The sequence below is a fragment of the uncultured Arcanobacterium sp. genome (assembly GCF_947253055.1).
In the GTDB taxonomy this organism is placed as follows: Bacteria; Actinomycetota; Actinomycetes; order Actinomycetales; family Actinomycetaceae; genus Arcanobacterium_A.
In genome coordinates this window covers 1-16,897 of the sequence record NZ_CAMXYE010000027.1, presented here as the reverse complement: position 1 = coordinate 16,897, position 16,897 = coordinate 1, and the positions used below count along the sequence as shown (strand labels likewise).

The window sequence follows — 16,897 nt, the reverse complement described above, 5'->3', positions numbered from 1 at the left end:
TTGCTCTTCTGGAGGCACTCTACTTGGCTTGGCCAGATGCATTTACATCACTGCGCCTTTTCTTGGATCATTTACCCGCTGGGCAGATTCAGATGGGATGGTTAGTGCCAAGCGTGGTGGCTTTGCTAATCGGCATGGCAGTTGACTATGCACGGCGCTCTGCGAAAGCTCCGCAGGCAAAAGCGGAAGTGACTGCATAATTTACGCAGTTTAATTACTGCATAGCTTAGATAAGCGGGGGCAGCTTTCTTCGGAAAGCTGCCCCCCGCTTGATTTCACAGTGCATTATGTGGAGATATGAGCAGTATTGCGGGTAGGCTGAGCAGAGTAGAGAGGCAGCAACGCCTCAGTTTTTGAAAATTTAATCGCGAGGAATAATGTCTGATAATCATCGTCATTCTGATCATGCTGGAAAAAAGTCAGCTGGCCAATATAATAAGAAATCAGCTTGGCGCTCTGCAGCCGGCAATTCTCGAAAAGGTGGCCCGCGGCGGCCTACCCAAAATGGCCGTGGGCATTTCTGGAGTAGCGACGAAGACAGGCGCAGCGAGCAAAAACGCGGTAATCGGTACGGAAATAAAGATAATCGGCGTTTTGAGCGAGATTCGCACGATAGTAACCGAGATAGTAACGGCGCCGGGAAATTTACGAATAAACGCCGTGGGAATTGGCGTGACAATGATGATTCGCGCGGGGGTTGGAGAGATAGTAAAGATTCCCGCAGAAATTGGCGCGATAGCAGAGACTCGCGCGGGGGTTGGCGTGATAGTAGAGACGCGCGTGGTTATAGAAATAAATACCAAAAAGAGGGAAGTTTTTCGCGGCGCGATAGCGGCTATCAGAATAGTCGTTTCGCGAATACGGAGGATAGCTATCGGGCAGAGCGGCGTAATGAAAGAGATAATCCGCGGCGGCGTCTTTTAGCTGAAATCCCTGAATCTATTACTCCGGAAACTCTCGATAAAAGAACCCGTAAACATTTGCGCAGCCTTACACCAGATAACGCTGATATAGTTGCTCGGCACTTGGCGTATGCGGGAGAGATGCTAGATTTAGATCCGGAAGTGGCCTATCAGCACGCCAAGATTGCTTTTCAGCGGGCAGCTCGCATTGATGTAGTACGAGAAGCGCTGGGGCTGGCGGCGTATGCTACTGGGAGGTACGGGGAAGCGCTAAAAGAATTGCGCACTTATCGCAGAATGAGTGATGACTATGAACACGTGGCGATGGAAGCGGATGCGGAGCGCGGTTTAGGAAGAGCCGAAAAAGCGCTGCGTTTTATTAGTAATATCCCTTTGCAAAAACTCGATATGGTAGCAAAAATTGAGCTGGCTATTGTAACCTCCGGAGCACGCGGTGATTTGGGTGATGCTGCGGGTGGATTATCTGTATTGGAAAAAATTATTGTAGAGAATTTGCCTGCTGAGTTAGCTGCTCGAGTGCAGAGTGTAAAAGCGGATCGCTTAGAAGAGTTGGATCGCTTAGAAGAAGCGCAAGAGCTGCGTAAGGAGTATTTGCCGATACTACAAGGGGAAAATACTGATACCGATTATTTGTTCGATTTAGATGAAATTTTGGATGACGAAGCATTTATAGATGCAGAGTTAGCGGATGAAGAATTAGTGCCGCCGGAGTTGCAGGCGGATTTGACTGCAGAAGCGGAAACTAATACGGAAGCAGAAGTAGATACGGACGTCGAAGTTGATGTGGAAGCTGAACCCGAAGTAGTTGCGGAAATAGATGCCGAAGCGGCTATTGAAACTGCCGATTCTGCCGGTACAGATAAGGAGTTAGAGGCGTAGTGGCTTATCTACTCGATTGCCCGCAGCCATTAGCGGTTTATTATGACGCCTTACTCCTTGATTTAGATGGAGTTTGCTATAGAGGAAAATCAGCTATTGCCCATGCGCCAGCGTCTTTGGAAAAGGCGGTAGCAAGTGGGGCAGAACTTAGATTTATTACTAATAACTCGGCTCGCCCACCTGCGGTGGTAGCCGCACATTTGAATGCGATAGGTATTGCTGCTAAAGAAGAAGAAGTAATAAATTCTGCTCTGACCACCGCTGAGCAGATACGTGCTCACTGTGCTCCCGGTAGCAAATTATATGTAATCGGAGGGCAGGGCGTCTGGGAAGCTTTGCAAGATGCCGGATATGAACTGGTGGATTCGGCTGCTGATAATCCGGTAGCGGTAGTGCAAGGTCTGAGTGAAACTGCTTCATGGGTAGAGCTTTCGGAAGCCGTATTAGCTATTAAAGCTGGTGCAAAGCATTTTGCTACTAATTTAGATGCTACTTTACCGCGTGAGCGGGGAGAGATGATTGGCAATGGATCGCTCGTGGCAGCAGTCACCAATGCTACTGGTAGTGAGCCGATAGTCTCTGGAAAACCAAATTCGTTTATGTATGAATATGCAGTTAGAAAAATATCTGCGCGGCGCCCACTTGCCGTGGGAGATAGGTTAGATACCGATATTATTGGGGCGAATAGAGCAGGCTATGCTTCCTTACATGTATTGACGGGAGTGTCGAGCGCCCGGGATATTATGCAGGCTACTCCGCTGGAACGCCCCAGTTTCCTCGGTATCGATTTGCAAGATTTACATATGCCGATGCCAAAAGTGGAGAAGAAAGCGGCAACCTGGGAGTGTGCTGGTCATAGCGCAGAAGTAAAAGCGGGGATTTTAGAAATAGATGGAGTAATCTACCATGCTGAAAATTCGCCAGTAATAAGTTTGCCGCAGTATCGTGCCGCTACTTGCGCAGTTTGGGATTATACGGATAACGCGAGTACAGATGGGCAAATTGCTTTGCCAGATTTCCAAGTACAGCGTTCTGCATAATCATCGGCATAATCGTCGATGAAAGGCCGGGAGAAAAATTTGGCTACACCTGAAATCTATGTGTGATAGAAACTAAAGTAACTATATAGAGAAAATACGTATAGATAAAAGCTGGAGTAGGGAAGTAAAGGTAGGAAAAGAAATTGGTACCGGAAAAAGAAGCAGCTAAGCCTGCTCCACCTCTGGATGTGGCAGAGGCTTTAGAAAAAATTTCTGAGGTAAACGCCGATGAACAGGTAGAGATACTGGAAGCGGTGCATCTGGAACTTACAAAACGCTTGAATCGGGCGCGCATTTAGTATGGGGCGATTGATACGAGTTGATGCAGAATTAGTGCGTCGCGGTTTAGCTCGCTCGCGCGCCGCTGCTGCCGAGCTCATTCAAGAGCAAAAAGTGTTTTTAGCGGGGCTCCCCGTCACTAAACCTTCTCGGCAAATGGATCCTGCGCAACCCTTAGTCGTGAAAAATGCCGATGCAACCCCCTATGCTTCCCGCGGTGCTTATAAGCTTATTGGTGCTTTAGATGCCTTAGGAGCAGCGGGTCCGCAGATTTCCGGAATTCGTGCTTTAGATGCCGGCGCTTCTACCGGAGGTTTTACCGATGTGCTTTTACGCCGGGGCGCTGCTTCAGTAGTAGCCGTAGATGTAGGCTACGGGCAAATAGCTTGGCGCTTGCGGGAAGATACTCGGGTAGAAGTGATTGAACGTATGAATATACGTAATCTCGATCCGCAGCTCGTAGCTCCAGCTCCCCAGTTAGTAGTAGGAGATTTGTCTTTTATATCTCTCACTTTAGTGATTCCACCTTTAATAGCTGCTGCGAGCGATACTGCCGATTTTTTACTTATGGTAAAACCACAGTTTGAAGTAGGGAGAGAAAATATCGGCGCCGGTGGCGTGGTTCGAGATACTAACTTACATTATCAAGCTGTGGAAAAAGTAGCAGAACATGCCACTGCCCAGGGTCTGGAAGTGCTGGCAGCAGTGCCTTCTCCACTTCCGGGCCCTAAAGGTAATGTGGAGTATTTCTTGTATATGAAAAAAACTGGGAAAACTGCGAGTAAGCAAGCAATTCATGGCATGATTGAAGAAGCAATTCTGGCTGGCCCGGCTAACTCAGTTGGGGTGAAAGCGGGGGAAGGAGAACCGAAGTGACTCGCTCTATCGCTCTGCTTACGCACGCATATCGCTTGGATATAAAAGAATCAGTGGCTGCATTCCGAAAAGGGATGCAGGATATTGGTTTCGATGTGAAAATGGTGGATGACGGCGATGATATAAGCGAAGCAGAACTGCTGGTGGTATTCGGAGGCGATGGTACGATACTGCGAGCTGCAGAAATAGCGCGGGGGCGCGAGCTACCTATTTTAGGGATAAATTACGGGCATGTAGGATTTTTAGCGGAAGCCGACCCCAGCTCCATTCGGGAAGTAGCCGCTGCCTTAAAAGAGCGAAATTGGAGCGTTGAAAAGCGCATGACCATAGATATTACGGTTGCGTTTCCAGATGGCTCGTTGATATCAGGCTGGGCATTAAATGAAGTATCGGTAGAAAAAGAAGCTTCTTGCCGAATGATTGAGACTGATTTAGCGGTAGATGGGCGAGGCCTTTCTTCTTTTAAAGCCGACGGAGTACTTTTTTCTACCCCGACTGGTTCCACTGCTTATAATTTTTCGGCTGGCGGCCCCATTGTTTGGCCAGATGTAGAAGCAATTCTTATGGTGCCGATTGCGGCGCACGCTCTTTTTACGCGTCCGATGGTGGTAGGAATAAATTCCGAATTGAAAATGCATATTCGTTCGGAATTAGCAGACGTCTGGTGCGACGGACGGCGTTTGATTCCAGTGCCAGCGGATTCGATAGTAACTGCCCGATACGGAAAAGAGCCGGTGCTACTAGCGAGAGTAAATGATGCTCCTTTTTCGGAGCGCTTAGTGGCAAAATTTAATTTGCCAGTAGCTGGATGGCGCAGCTGGCAACCGTCGGTCATTCCCGCTCCGGCCCAAACTTCTTCCAAAATTTCTTCCCAAACTGCGAAACAGATTTCTAAAGCAATACCTAGCTCTCCGGAAACTGCTGCAGCTGCGATTTCTGAGATAGGAAAAGAAAATCGTGATTGAAGAAATTACTATCCGTAATTTAGGAGTTATTGCGCAAGCACATTTAGATTTGCGGGCGGGGATGACGGCTATTACCGGAGAAACGGGAGCCGGAAAGACCATGGCTTTAACTTCTTTACATCTTTTATTAGGTGGGAAAGCGGATATTTCCAAAATTCGCACGGGAGCTGAAGAAGCTTTCGTAGAAGGAATATTTAGCGTAGCTCCAGATTCTCCGGCTATCGAAATAGTGGAAAAAGCAGGCGGGGAAGTAGAAAAAACTGCGGGGCAAGCTGTGATAATTACGGCCCGGAAATTACTACGTACCGGGCGTTCGCGAGCCTATGCAGGAGGAGTCTCCGTACCTGCCTCTTTACTTGCTGAATTAGCGGCAGAATTATTTACCGTGCATGGGCAAGCTGACCAGATGCGTTTAATGAAATCGAGTGCGCATTTATCCGCCCTTGATACTTATGCTGGATTAAAAAGTACGCTGCTGTGGCAGCAATATACGCAGGCGTGGGAGGAATATCTGCGGCTGCAGCAAGAATTAAAAACGGCGCAAACGGCTAGTCAAGATATCGGGAGCGAAAAAATAGCTTTGACTGCTCTATTAGAAAGAATAGAGAAAGTCGCACCCCAAGCTGGTGAAGATGAAACACTCAAACAAGAAGCAATGCGTCTGCAAAATACCGAAGTGCTGCGCTCTTCGTTAAATAATGCGCGCCTATTTTTAGATGGAAATAACGGAGAATTGGGGGCATTAGAATTATTGGATAAGGCCGCTAGCGAACTCGAGTATACTGGCGATATTGAGATCGGGAAAATGGCTGCCGCGCTACGTAGTACTTCAGAATTAGCTGCCGAAATTCTGAATCAAACTGGCGAAATTTTAGAATCCTTACAAGCCGATCCGCAGCATCTAGATGAAATTTATGCACGCCGAGCTGAATTACGGGATCTGCAGCAGGAATTGAGCATGAGTATTCCGGAAATCCTAGCGAAAAAAAGCAAAGCGGAGCAAAGATTAGCCAGCCTAGCAGATCCGCAAGCCTACCTAGATGAACTCACCACCCACACTAATTCACAGTATGAACTGGTAGAAAAATATGGGCAGGAAATTTCTGAAATTCGCCAGCGCCAGGCGCAACTATTGAGCAAGGCGGTCACTGCGGAGTTACAGGCGTTGGCTATGAAAGATGCGCGATTGGAAATTGCCGTGCAGCCGGTGCGTCTTAATAGTGTAGGCTGCGATAGCGTGGAATTTTTATTGGTGCCACATCAGGGAGCTGCCCCCGGGCCACTTAATCAGATAGCTTCTGGAGGAGAATTATCCCGCATAATGCTGGCATTAGAAGTAGTACTAGCGGGTGCGCAAGAAATAATAGATCATACTTTTATTTTTGATGAGATAGATGCCGGTATAGGAGGCAAAGCCGCCCTCGCCGTAGGGAAACGTTTAGCGCAGTTAGCAGAAAAATCACAGGTATTGGTGGTTACACATCTTCCGCAGGTAGCGTCGTGGGCGGGATGCCAGATCGTAGTAGAAAAAATAAATCCGCGCGCCGGTATCACTGAGGTACAGGAAGTAAAGGGAGAAGCTCGTGAAAAAGAACTGGCGCGGATGCTTTCTGGGCATAGTGATTCGGTAGCGGCGCGTATTCACGCCGCAGAATTATTAAAAGACGCAGGTACAGAGGTGTAGAACTGTGATAGTCGAGAAATTACTGGCAAAATTGCGGAAAAAAGATTCCGCAATTGTGTTGCAAGATGCGGAAGGGATAGCCCGGGTAGATAAGCGCACCAAAAATCTTACAAAGCGCTTAAAAGCAGGGGAAATCGCCATAATTGACCACACCGATATAGACCGAGTATCGGCGGAAGCACTAGTGGAATGCCAACCAGCTGCAGTCTTAAATGCTGCTCCCTCCACTTCCGGGCGTTATCCGAATCTCGGCCCCAGTATTTTGCTGGCAGCGGGTATTCCTTTAATTGACAATCTGGGCGCGGAAATTATGGATATCCCGGAAGGGGCAATAATTTCTTTTGCGTCGGGCGGAAAAGTTTATAGAGATGGGGAATTAATAGCCACTGGCGTCGAACAGAATGAAGAATTGAATTCTGCTGATTTAGTGCGGGCGCGGGCTGGAATGAAAGATCAGTTTAAAGCTTTCGCTGCTAACACTATGGAATATATGGAAAAAGAGCAGGATCTTATTTTAGGTGGCGTGGGTGTACCAAAAATTGCCACTTCGCTGGTAGATAAGCATGTGCTTATAGTAGTGCGCGGGTATCGCTACAAGGAAGATTTAATAGCGCTCGCCCACTATATCCGCGAATATCGGCCGGTAATTATGGGGGTAGACGGCGGTGCAGATGCGGTACTTGAAGCTGGTTATACTCCCGATATTATTATTGGGGATATGGATTCGGTGTCTGATTCGGCGCTGCGCTGCGGGGCGGAAATTATTGTACATGCGTACCGAAATGGGAAAGCTCCCGGTCAGCAGCGTGTGCAAGAATTAGGGTTGGATTATGTAGTATTTCCGGCCGCCGGTACTTCCGAAGATATTGCGATGCTGCTCGCTGATGCAAAAGGAGCAGAGTTAATCGTAGCCGTAGGCACTCATTCCACTTTGATTGAATATCTGGATAAAGGCCGCGCCGGGATGGCCTCTACTTTTTTGACTCGGCTTCAGGTGGGGGCGAAATTAATAGATGCAAAAGGCGTATCCCAGCTCTATCACTATCGCATATCGAATCTGCAGATATTTATTTTAGTGCTGGCAGGTTTTCTCGCAATTGGGGCAGCCATAATTGTTACTCCAATGGGGCAGATTCTCTTAGACTTAATGCGTGTATGGATATCAGATATTTTCCATTGCTTACGAGGAATATTTTAGGCGGTAAAGATGATTGATTTTCGCTACCATATCGTCTCTCTGGTTGCCGTATTTCTTGCTCTCGCCACGGGCATAATTCTCGGGGCTGGTCCACTGCAAGGATCAATAGGCAACGCTCTCTCCGGAGAAGTCAGTAGTTTACGAAAAGATAACACTGCTTTGAAGGCAGAAATAGGCGAATTGAAAAAAATAAATACGCAAGAGGAATCCGCCATTGCCGATATGGCTCCCGAGTTAAGCAAAGGCACACTTATTGGCCGTAGCACTACCGTAATCGTATTTCCGGATACTCCAAAAGAATATTTAGAAGACACTAAAGAATCTTTAGAGGGAGCGGGAGCGACTATAAATGGCATTATTGAAATCTATCCAGCTTGGACGGATAAAAGTAAAGAGACAATGCGCACTCAGCTAGCTGCTTCGCTAACACCTTTAATAGCGGAGGATATGAAATCATCTGAAGTAAATTCACTACTCGCAGCAGCTTTGAATCAATTAGCGCGTGGAGGCAAAGCAGCCGGCAATAATGCGGAAATCGGAAAAATTCTCGCCGATAGTAAAGATCCGCTTCTGAAAATTTCGACTGGCTGCGATAAGCCAGCTGAAAGTATTATTTTCCTCTCTCCAGATGTGCCGGATGCTCCTGCACCTAATAGTGAGCCGACAAATCCGGATAAGGTAGCGCAACTTGATTATGATGCAAAAACTTATGCAGCGTTGGTAGCGGCAATAGGAGAAAAAGGGCCAACTGTGCTGGGCGGTAATGCTAATTCACAGCATGATTTAGTAATCGTAGTACGCACGAATAATAATAAAGTTTCTACCGTAGATTCTTTACATCGAGCAATTGGAAAAGCCAATATCCCTCTTGCATTAGCGGCTGCATTTACTGATAAAACGGTGCGCTATGGTCTAGGGGATACCGCTTCGTATGTAATCGGTCCGCGCATAGTAGTGCCAGCGGGGATACTGCCGAGTGCAGGAGCTAGTCAGTGAATAAAAATGCCTTAAAAGCTGCTGCTGGTGCCTTACTTGGCTATAGAGGTGCGCGCAGTATTTATCCGTTATTAAGCAGCTCTACTTGGGAAAAAACTTCTTTTCAGGGTACTCCGGTATCTTTGCGTGCCGGTTTTGCGGCGGCGAGTGCGCTCGGCAGTGGTTTAGTGGCTATACTTCCAGCCCCACCTGTGCGGGCAGCATTGGTGATGACGGCGGCGGGAAGTTTTGCTGGCTGGTTGGACGATCAATATGAAGATAAATTTTCCACGCAAGAGAAAGGTCTTGCTGGGCATTTGCGTGCACTTCGGGACGGGAAAATAACTTCAGGCGTGGTAAAAATAGCCCTTATCGGGGCGGGAGCCACAGTAGGAAGTATGCAGCTGCTTTCGATGCAGAAAATAGGGAAAAAATATCTAGGAGAATTTCTGGCTAATGCGCTGCTGCTAGCGGGCAGTGCAAATTTGATAAATTTATTTGATTTACGCCCCGGGCGTGCTCTAAAAGTGGTCACTTTGCTGGCTTTGCCGGGATTGCGTCTATCCGGAAGTGCGTCCGGGATCGCCGGAGCATTGCTCACCGCTTCTGTTTTAAGTTTGCCGGCTGATTTGCGGGGAGAAACTATGTTGGGTGATTTAGGAGCGAATGCGCTAGGGGGAGCTCTGGGGGTGCTGTTGGCACTGCCGGCATCTTTTCCGCAAAAAATATTTCGAGCTGGATGCGTCACTTCTCTAATTATGCTTTCGGAAAAAATTTCTTTTTCGCGCTGTATAGAGAAGAATGCTCTGCTTTCTGCCCTTGATAATTGGGGGCGCCCCGAGCGAAAGAATAAATAAAGTGATGCAGCGATTTCTTGGTAAAGCAGCGGGGGCAGCCGGAATAATTGCGTTACTTACTTTGCTCTCCCGGCTCGCGGGATTGATAAGAAAATTAGCGCAATCGTGGGCTGTTTCCGATAGTGCGGTAGCTGCGGCTTACGATACTGCTAATACGCTGCCAAATATACTTTTCGAAGTAGCGGCTGGTGGAATGCTGGCAGGAGCGGTTATACCGTTGATTTCTCGGTATATAGCGCAAAGAGATTATAATTCCCTACGCCAGAGTGCTTCGGCCCTCTTTACCTGGATATTATTGGCCGGGACTACGGTGGCACTGGCGGTAATTATCGCAGCTCCACAGTTGGCGCAGCTTCTTTTTGGGGCTAATACGAGCCCGCATATTTTAGCTATGGCGGCGGCTCTCTTACGAATGTTTGCTTTGCAGATTCCACTCTATGGATTATCGGTGGTATGCACTGGAGTGCTGCACGCGCACAAAAAATTCACTCTTCCAGCTCTAGCTCCACTACTTTCCTCGCTGGTAGTAATAGCGGTATTCAGCTTTTATGCCTATCGAATTGGTCCAGAGGTGCCCCCGGAGCAAGTACCGCACAATGCGCTCTTATTACTCGGCTGGGGTACTACCGCGGGGGTTGCTGCTTTTTCACTTCCACAGCTAATTCCGGTGCAGAAAATAGTGAAATTGCGTTTCACCTTGCACTTTCCTCCCGGTGCCGCGCGAATGGCTTTCCGCCTGGGATTAGCTGGCTTAGGGGCGCTACTTGCCCAGCAATTAGCGATTTTAACTATTATGTACACCGCTAATACGGCTGGAGGTGTGGGGGCATACAGTGCCTTTAGTTATGCGTATGTGATCTTCATGGTGCCTTATGCGGTATTGGCAGTGCCAGTAGCCACGGTAGCTTTTCCGCGTATTTCATTAGCGGTACAGAAAAATTCTCAGGTAGAATTGCTGGATTTAGTAGCGCGCTCTACTCGCCTAGTACTCGCGATGGGAATGGTATCGGCGGCCTTAATTATTGCTTTAGCGCGGCCGGCGAAAATTGTGCTGGAAGTGGGGAGAGATATTTCGGGATTAGAGCAAGCTTTGGTAGCTCTAGCTATCGGAGTGATTGGATTTTCTTTGCTCTATCACGGAGCCCGCATACTTTATGCGCTGGAGGCGGGGAAAAAGGTAATTCTTATTAACTCTTTAGCCTGGGGTGGGGTGTGTTTACTAGTAGTCTTAGGAAAAATTTTCGGCATAGCGGGGCGGATTCCTACTCTCCAAGCTATCGGGGTAGCTATGAGTGTGGGATTAAGCGGGGGAGCTTTTTTAGTTATTTTTACGCTGCGCCGGCTGTTGGGAGAAAAAGCAGTAGCGGGCCTGCGGAGAATTTTTGTTAGTGAATTACTGCTTCTGGTACCTGCTACGATTTTGGGGCGGCAATTCACGCACTACCTATTGGAAATGGGGAATAATTCGGAGATTTCCGCTTTTCTTGCGGCGGGAATAGTAGGGATCCTAGTGTTAGCAGCCGGCGGCGCTCCGTACTTTTTTCTTGAGCGCTGCACCCGGAAAAATAAATATCAAAAATCGGGAGATAAATAATAAATCGGGAGATAAATAATGTGGAAAGAAAATGAATCGGCACTGGCTGTGGATTTATGTGATATAGATGTTCCAGCGCATGTGCAAATAGCGGCTAGTAAAGAGTGTTTTCAAAGTCCTATTTTCACTATTTATGATGACGAAATTGAATTTGCTTCCGGCGATAAAGTAAAGCGGCAATATATGCAACATGCGAATGCAGTAGCAGTAGTGGCTCTCCGAGCCAAAGACGTGCAGGAGAAGGTCACAGAAGAACCAGAAGGCGTTCGCGAAGGCACAACAAAATTGGAATATGCGGGTGAAAAGAATTGGGAAGTACTGCTTATTCGCCAATATCGTCACGCTCCCCGGCGTCTTTTTTGGGAAATTCCGGCGGGTGTATGTGATGTAGCTGGTGAGCATCCTGAGCAAAGTGCCCAACGGGAATTACTGGAAGAAGCAGACGTAAAAGCTACCTATTGGGAAAAACTGGTTTCTTTTTATGCCTCTCCAGGCTGCTCCACTGAACGCTTAGATATCTATTTGGCGAGTGGCATAGTGGAAGCAGCAGCTGAAAACACTTTTGTGCGCGAAGCAGAGGAACGAGAAATTTATTGCAGGTGGTTTCCGCTTACGCACGTGCAAGAGCAAATTCGCCGCGGCGCTTTAACTAGTCCGACCTTGGTGACCGGAATTTTAGCTTTGGGAGATTTCTTAGCTACGGGAAAATCTCCCCAACTGTGAGTATGTATATTTTCAATACTTCCGACTTGCGTAATTGCAATAAAGAAAGGAAAATATTGCTTAAAGAGTAAAGAGGAAATCTAGCACCTGGCAAAGGGGGAGAAGTGAAAAAAGAAATCCCAAGCACGTGCGAGCAAATCCTGCATTTAATTATTGAACGCGGTCCTATTACTCCGGGAGAATTAGCAAAATTATTGGTATTGACGCCGGCAGCGGTGCGGCGGCATATTTCGGTCTTAGTGCGCGATGGGCATATCGAAGTATATGAAGGGCATAATCAGCGTCGCAAAAATCGGGGTCGACCTTCCCGCCGTTATGTAGCTACTACGCGGGGGCAGGCGCAGTTAGAAGAAGGCTATGCCGATATGGCCACGGAAGCTTTACGATTTATTAATAAACGCCTCGGTGAAAAAGGGGTAAATGAATTTATTGAGCAACAGGTGGCGAGTATAGAAGAACGCTACGGCGAGGTGTTGGCAGCGGCGGGAAGTAACCCGGTAGAGCGGGCTAAAGTGCTCGCCCGCGCCTTAGATAAAGACGGATTCATGACCACTCTGCGTCGGGGTGGACCTTTTGGGATGGCTCTTCAGCTCTGCCAAGGACATTGCCCGGTGCAAGATGTGGCAGAAGAATTTCCGGCACTTTGTGAAGCAGAAACACAGGTATTTTCCCGTTTATTGGGAGTGCCAATTCAACGTTTAGCTACTTTAGCGGGCGGTGAGCACGTATGTACCACCAGCATTCCAATCGGTGATCCACAGATGCTCCGCGCGCGGCTAGGGGCGAAGAAAATATGAGAGAGAATCGCTGGGTATTAGATAGGCGATGAATAGATAGCAGCAGTAAGTGATAACAAATAAACGGTAGTAGATAGCGGTAAAGCTAGGAATAGTAATGCGGATATTCTGCGGGAAAATAATGATGAGAGAGCTGAGGTAATCAGTAAATGGCGCAAACGACACCGGGGAAGAGAGAAACTCTTACCCAGGAAGAAACGATTGCTGCTTTTGATAAAAAGTATGAATTCGGGTGGCACGATAGTGATATTGCGGGAGCTAGCGCGCAGCGTGGTTTGAGTGAAGCAGTGGTGCGCGATATATCTCGGCAAAAGCAAGAGCCGGAGTGGATGCTGAAAAAGCGGCTGCGGGCTTTGCAGCTGTTTATGCGCCGGCCACTTCCTACTTGGGGCGCAGATCTTTCCGGCATAGATTTTGATTCCATTAAGTACTATGTGAAATCTACCGAAAATATCGCAAATAGCTGGGAAGATTTACCGGTAGATATCAAGAAAACCTATGATCGGCTCGGGATTCCGGAAGCAGAAAAAGAACGGCTCGTGGCTGGAGTGGCTGCGCAGTACGAATCAGAGGTGGTATATCACCAGATTCAAGAAGATTTAGCTCGGCAAGGCGTAGTATTCCTCGATACAGATTCCGGCTTACGTGAATATCCGGAAATTTTTGCAGAATATTTCGGGAAAGCGGTGCCGCTCGGGGATAATAAATTTGCCTCCTTAAATTCTGCTGTTTGGTCGGGCGGCTCGTTTATCTATGTGCCGAAAGGAGTGCACGTAGAGATACCACTTCAAGCGTATTTCCGAATGAATACCGAAAATCTTGGGCAGTTTGAACGCACTCTGATAATTGCTGATGAAGGCTCCTATGTGCATTACGTAGAAGGTTGTACAGCTCCTATCTATAAATCAGATTCTTTGCACGCAGCAATAGTGGAAATTTTTGTGAAGAAAGATGCGCGCGTACGTTATACAACCATTCAAAATTGGTCGAGTAACGTGCTTAATTTAGTTACACAGCGCGCCATAGTGGAGGAAGGTGCCACTATGGAATGGGTAGATGGAAATATTGGTTCGAAACTCAATATGAAATATCCGGCTTGTTATTTGGTCGGGCCACATGCAAAAGGGGAAGCGCTTTCTATGGCTTTCGCCGGAGCTGGGCAGCACCAAGACACCGGAGCAAAAATGGTGCATATGGCTCCGCATACTTCCTCCTCTATCGTCTCTAAATCGGTATCACGCGGGGGAGGCCGTTCTTCCTACCGCGGCTTGGTGCAGGTAAATGAAGACGCACATCACGCAAAATCGAATGTACTTTGCGATGCTTTGCTCGTAGATTCCATTTCGCGTTCCGATACCTACCCGTATGTGGATGTGCGGGTAGATGATGTAGAAATGGGGCACGAGGCCACCGTATCGAAAGTTTCTGAAGATCAACTTTTCTACTTGATGAGCCGAGGTATGACGGAGACAGAAGCTATGGCGATGATTGTGCGTGGCTTTATTGAACCAATTGCTCGCGAATTGCCTATGGAGTATGCCTTAGAGTTAAACCGCTTGGTAGAGCTGCAAATGGAAGGATCGGTTGGCTGAAATGACGCAAAAAAATAAGTTTTCTTCTTCGCGTGCGGACCGGCCGCTCTCATTCAAATCTGCCGATTTTCCGCTTCCACAAGGAAATGAAGAAGAATGGCGTTTCACTCCTTTAGAGCGAATTTCCGAGTTCTTTGATTCCGATATTGCCGGTGTGCCTCCGCAGATAACACTACATGCGCAGCAAGCAGAGCAAATTGTAGAAGAAGATCTTCCTCGCAGTGATGCTCGTTTGGGGAAGTTAATGCCTCCGGAAGATAAATTAGGGGCCTTAGCTTGGGAAGCTTTTTCTACCGCGCGGGCGATTACGGTAAAAGAAAATGCCGTGCTCGATAGTGAAGTAGTAGTCGATATAAAAGGACAAGCGAACGGGGAGAATTCTGCTCTGCCGGCCGCCTTGCAGTTGCTGATTACAGCCGAAAAATTTTCCCAAAGTACCATCGTGCTTAACCACAGCGGGAGCGCTAAGCTCACTTCCGGAGTGGAAGTGATGGTGGAAGAAGGAGCACAGCTAGTTTTAGTTTCTATCCAAGATTGGGATAGTGATGCAAAGCAGGCACTTTCTTATCGAGTGCGCGTGGGAAGAAATGCTACTTTCCGGCACATAGTAGTTACGCTAGGTGGAGATATCGTGCGCATTACTACTTCCGTGGAGTATGCAGATACGGGCGGAGATGTGGATTTGCTCGGTGCTTATTTCGTAGATGCACACCAGCATTTTGAGCATCATCTATTTATTGATCACAACCAGCCAGATTGCCGTTCGCATGCCACTTATAAAGGAGCGCTGCAAGGGGAGTCGGCACATTCAGTTTGGATAGGTGACGTGCTGATTCGCCCAGAAGCTACCGGTACTGACACCTATGAATTAAATCGTAATTTAATTTTGACGCAAGGCGCGGCGGCCGATTCGGTGCCGAATTTGGAAATAGAAACTGGCGAAATTGTTGGAGCGGGGCACGCCTCCGCGACGGGTCGTTTTGATGATGAGCAGCTTTTCTACCTCAAATCACGCGGTATTCCGGAGGCAGAAGCTCGCCGACTTGTGGTGCGTGGCTTTTTTGCGGAGTTGATTAATAAAATTGGGGTGCCTTCAGTAGAAGCGAAACTCTTAGCAGCTATTGAAGAGGAATTGGCGCTAACTATGGGAGTGAGTAATGGCTGAAAAACTTTGTAGCGTAGCCGATTTGGCGCCTGGAGAAGTGAAAGGATTCCAAGTAGCAGAGTCAAGCGGAAAATTGGTGGATATTGCGCTAGTGCACAGTGAGAGCGGCAAGTGGTATGCCTTGGCCGATAAATGTTCGCACGGCCGGATAAAACTATCTACCGGCTTCGTAGAAGGAGAATGTTTAGAATGTGAATGGCATGGATCGCGTTTTTCTTTAGAGAGCGGCCAACCTTTGAACCCGCCGGCTTCTCGCCCGGTGGCTACTTATTCCTTAGAAATTATTGATCAAACAGTCTACGTCAATTTAGATAATTAAAGAGAAAAGAAACTACAGTGGCTAATTTAGAAATTAAAAACTTGCATGTATCCGTCACTACCTCGGAAGGGGATAAACCCATCCTCAAAGGGGTGAATCTAAAGATCAATGATGGAGAGATTCATGCCATTATGGGGCCGAACGGGTCGGGAAAATCTACTCTGGCTTATTCGATTGCTGGGCATCCTAAATATCAAATTACTTCCGGGCAGGTATTGCTCGACGGAGAAGACATCGTGCCTCTGAGTGCGGATGAGCGGGCGCGCAAAGGTCTCTTTTTAGCTATGCAGTATCCGGTAGAAGTGCCGGGAGTATCGGTGGCGAATTTTCTACGCACAGCCCGCACGGCGATTGACGGGAAAGCTCCTAATCTGCGCGCCTGGGTAAAAGAAATGCGCCAAGCGATGCAGAGATTAAAAATTGATGCCGATTTCGCAGAGCGCGACGTAAACTACGGATTTTCCGGCGGGGAAAAGAAGCGTTTAGAAGTGCTTCAGCTCGAGCTATTGCAGCCCAAGTTTGCGGTATTAGATGAGACTGATTCGGGCCTCGACGTAGATGCGCTGCGTCTAGTGGCAGAAGGAGTGAATCGCGTACATGCCCAAAATGGTAACGGCGTGCTTTTGGTGACGCACTATACGCGAATACTGCGCTATATTAAACCAGATTTTGTGCACGTATTCGTAGATGGGCAAGTGGCGAAATCTGGAGGGCCAGAACTAGCTGACCAGTTAGAAGAACACGGGTATGCGGAGTATGAAAACTGAGAAGATGCTGGCGGAGAATTTTCCGCAGATGCCGGTAGCGCGGGCAGATTTTCCGATTTTACAGCGGCAAATGCGGGGAGGAAAACCGCTTATTTATTTAGATTCTGCTGCCACGGCGCAAAAGCCGCAGCTGGTATTGGATGCGGTAAATGCGCAAGAAACTCTGCACAATGGAGCAGTGAAAAGAGGAGCGCATGAGCTGGCGGAAGAATCTACTACTGCCTATGAAGATGCGCGGCAAAAAGTAGCGGATTTTGTGGGAGC

The 16,897-nt window shown here is 47.9% G+C and carries 17 protein-coding genes and 1 pseudogene; all 18 read left to right on the top strand.

Annotated elements, in window-relative coordinates:
* Window positions 1-200 (top strand): annotated as a pseudogene (locus Q0X35_RS03010) (branched-chain amino acid transport system II carrier protein); the annotation flags it as partial.
* A gap of 177 nt (window positions 201-377) precedes the next feature.
* Complete coding sequence (locus tag Q0X35_RS03005; RefSeq protein ID WP_297565227.1) at window positions 378-1,802, top strand: hypothetical protein; 1,425 nt, start codon at window positions 378-380, stop codon at window positions 1,800-1,802.
* A complete protein-coding gene (locus Q0X35_RS03000; protein ID WP_297565225.1) occupies window positions 1,802-2,842 on the top strand; it encodes an HAD-IIA family hydrolase in 1,041 nt (346 codons plus the stop codon). The genes Q0X35_RS03005 and Q0X35_RS03000 overlap by 1 nt, the downstream gene beginning before the upstream one ends.
* Window positions 2,843-2,985: 143 nt before the next feature.
* Window positions 2,986-3,141: a hypothetical protein gene (locus tag Q0X35_RS02995; RefSeq protein WP_297565223.1), complete on the top strand. Its 156-nt coding sequence runs from the start codon at window positions 2,986-2,988 to the stop codon at window positions 3,139-3,141.
* Between the two features lies 1 nt (window position 3,142).
* Window positions 3,143-3,997, top strand: a complete 855-nt coding sequence (locus tag Q0X35_RS02990; RefSeq protein ID WP_297565220.1) for a TlyA family RNA methyltransferase — start codon at window positions 3,143-3,145, stop codon at window positions 3,995-3,997.
* Window positions 3,994-4,962, top strand: a complete 969-nt coding sequence (locus Q0X35_RS02985; protein ID WP_297565217.1) for an NAD kinase — start codon at window positions 3,994-3,996, stop codon at window positions 4,960-4,962. Before Q0X35_RS02990 ends, Q0X35_RS02985 begins: the two co-directional genes overlap by 4 nt.
* On the top strand, window positions 4,955-6,646 hold the full coding sequence (recN, locus tag Q0X35_RS02980) for a DNA repair protein RecN (protein ID WP_297565215.1): 1,692 nt from the start codon (window positions 4,955-4,957) through the stop codon (window positions 6,644-6,646). The genes Q0X35_RS02985 and recN overlap by 8 nt, the downstream gene beginning before the upstream one ends.
* A gap of 22 nt (window positions 6,647-6,668) precedes the next feature.
* Entirely contained in the window at window positions 6,669-7,844 is a 1,176-nt protein-coding gene (gene steA / locus Q0X35_RS02975; RefSeq protein WP_297565233.1) for a putative cytokinetic ring protein SteA, read from the top strand.
* Window positions 7,845-7,853: 9 nt separating this feature from the next.
* Entirely contained in the window at window positions 7,854-8,840 is a 987-nt protein-coding gene (locus Q0X35_RS02970) for a copper transporter (RefSeq protein ID WP_297565212.1), read from the top strand.
* A complete protein-coding gene (locus Q0X35_RS02965) occupies window positions 8,837-9,676 on the top strand; it encodes a hypothetical protein (protein WP_297565208.1) in 840 nt (279 codons plus the stop codon). Before Q0X35_RS02970 ends, Q0X35_RS02965 begins: the two co-directional genes overlap by 4 nt.
* A 4-nt stretch (window positions 9,677-9,680) precedes the next feature.
* On the top strand, window positions 9,681-11,270 hold the full coding sequence (locus tag Q0X35_RS02960) for a murein biosynthesis integral membrane protein MurJ (RefSeq protein WP_297565231.1): 1,590 nt from the start codon (window positions 9,681-9,683) through the stop codon (window positions 11,268-11,270).
* An 18-nt stretch (window positions 11,271-11,288) separates the two neighbouring features.
* Window positions 11,289-11,993 carry an NUDIX domain-containing protein gene (locus Q0X35_RS02955; protein ID WP_297565205.1) on the top strand — a complete coding sequence of 235 codons (705 nt, stop codon included), beginning with the start codon at window positions 11,289-11,291 and terminating at the stop codon, window positions 11,991-11,993.
* A 104-nt stretch (window positions 11,994-12,097) separates the two neighbouring features.
* The gene (locus Q0X35_RS02950; protein WP_297565202.1) at window positions 12,098-12,790 is read left to right on the top strand and encodes a metalloregulator ArsR/SmtB family transcription factor; all 693 of its coding nucleotides are present in this window, start codon (window positions 12,098-12,100) and stop codon (window positions 12,788-12,790) included.
* A gap of 149 nt (window positions 12,791-12,939) precedes the next feature.
* A complete protein-coding gene (gene sufB / locus Q0X35_RS02945) occupies window positions 12,940-14,382 on the top strand; it encodes a Fe-S cluster assembly protein SufB (protein ID WP_297565199.1) in 1,443 nt (480 codons plus the stop codon).
* 1 nt (window position 14,383) lies between these two features.
* Window positions 14,384-15,547, top strand: a complete 1,164-nt coding sequence (gene sufD, locus Q0X35_RS02940) for a Fe-S cluster assembly protein SufD (protein WP_297565228.1) — start codon at window positions 14,384-14,386, stop codon at window positions 15,545-15,547.
* On the top strand, window positions 15,540-15,866 hold the full coding sequence (locus tag Q0X35_RS02935; RefSeq protein WP_297565197.1) for a non-heme iron oxygenase ferredoxin subunit: 327 nt from the start codon (window positions 15,540-15,542) through the stop codon (window positions 15,864-15,866). Before sufD ends, Q0X35_RS02935 begins: the two co-directional genes overlap by 8 nt.
* A gap of 17 nt (window positions 15,867-15,883) precedes the next feature.
* Window positions 15,884-16,633 (top strand): Fe-S cluster assembly ATPase SufC, encoded by a 750-nt coding sequence (gene sufC / locus Q0X35_RS02930; protein ID WP_073996322.1) that lies wholly within the window; start codon window positions 15,884-15,886, stop codon window positions 16,631-16,633.
* The coding region (locus Q0X35_RS02925) for an aminotransferase class V-fold PLP-dependent enzyme (RefSeq protein WP_297565192.1) at window positions 16,614-16,897 on the top strand (284 nt) is incomplete at its 3' end. The genes sufC and Q0X35_RS02925, both read left to right, overlap by 20 nt.

What these genes read in the sequence shown, in the direction of transcription:
- Q0X35_RS03005 (WP_297565227.1), top strand. Translation starts at nt 378, where the DNA reads ATGTCTGATAATCATCGTCATTCTGATCATGCTGGAAAAAAGTCAGCT.
- Q0X35_RS02990 (WP_297565220.1), top strand. Translation starts at nt 3,143, where the DNA reads ATGGGGCGATTGATACGAGTTGATGCAGAATTAGTGCGTCGCGGTTTA.
- Q0X35_RS02970 (WP_297565212.1), top strand. Translation starts at nt 7,854, where the DNA reads ATGATTGATTTTCGCTACCATATCGTCTCTCTGGTTGCCGTATTTCTT.
- Q0X35_RS02960 (WP_297565231.1), top strand. Translation starts at nt 9,681, where the DNA reads ATGCAGCGATTTCTTGGTAAAGCAGCGGGGGCAGCCGGAATAATTGCG.
- Q0X35_RS02955 (WP_297565205.1), top strand. Translation starts at nt 11,289, where the DNA reads ATGTGGAAAGAAAATGAATCGGCACTGGCTGTGGATTTATGTGATATA.
- sufB (WP_297565199.1), top strand. Translation starts at nt 12,940, where the DNA reads ATGGCGCAAACGACACCGGGGAAGAGAGAAACTCTTACCCAGGAAGAA.
- sufD (WP_297565228.1), top strand. Translation starts at nt 14,384, where the DNA reads ATGACGCAAAAAAATAAGTTTTCTTCTTCGCGTGCGGACCGGCCGCTC.
- Q0X35_RS02935 (WP_297565197.1), top strand. Translation starts at nt 15,540, where the DNA reads ATGGCTGAAAAACTTTGTAGCGTAGCCGATTTGGCGCCTGGAGAAGTG.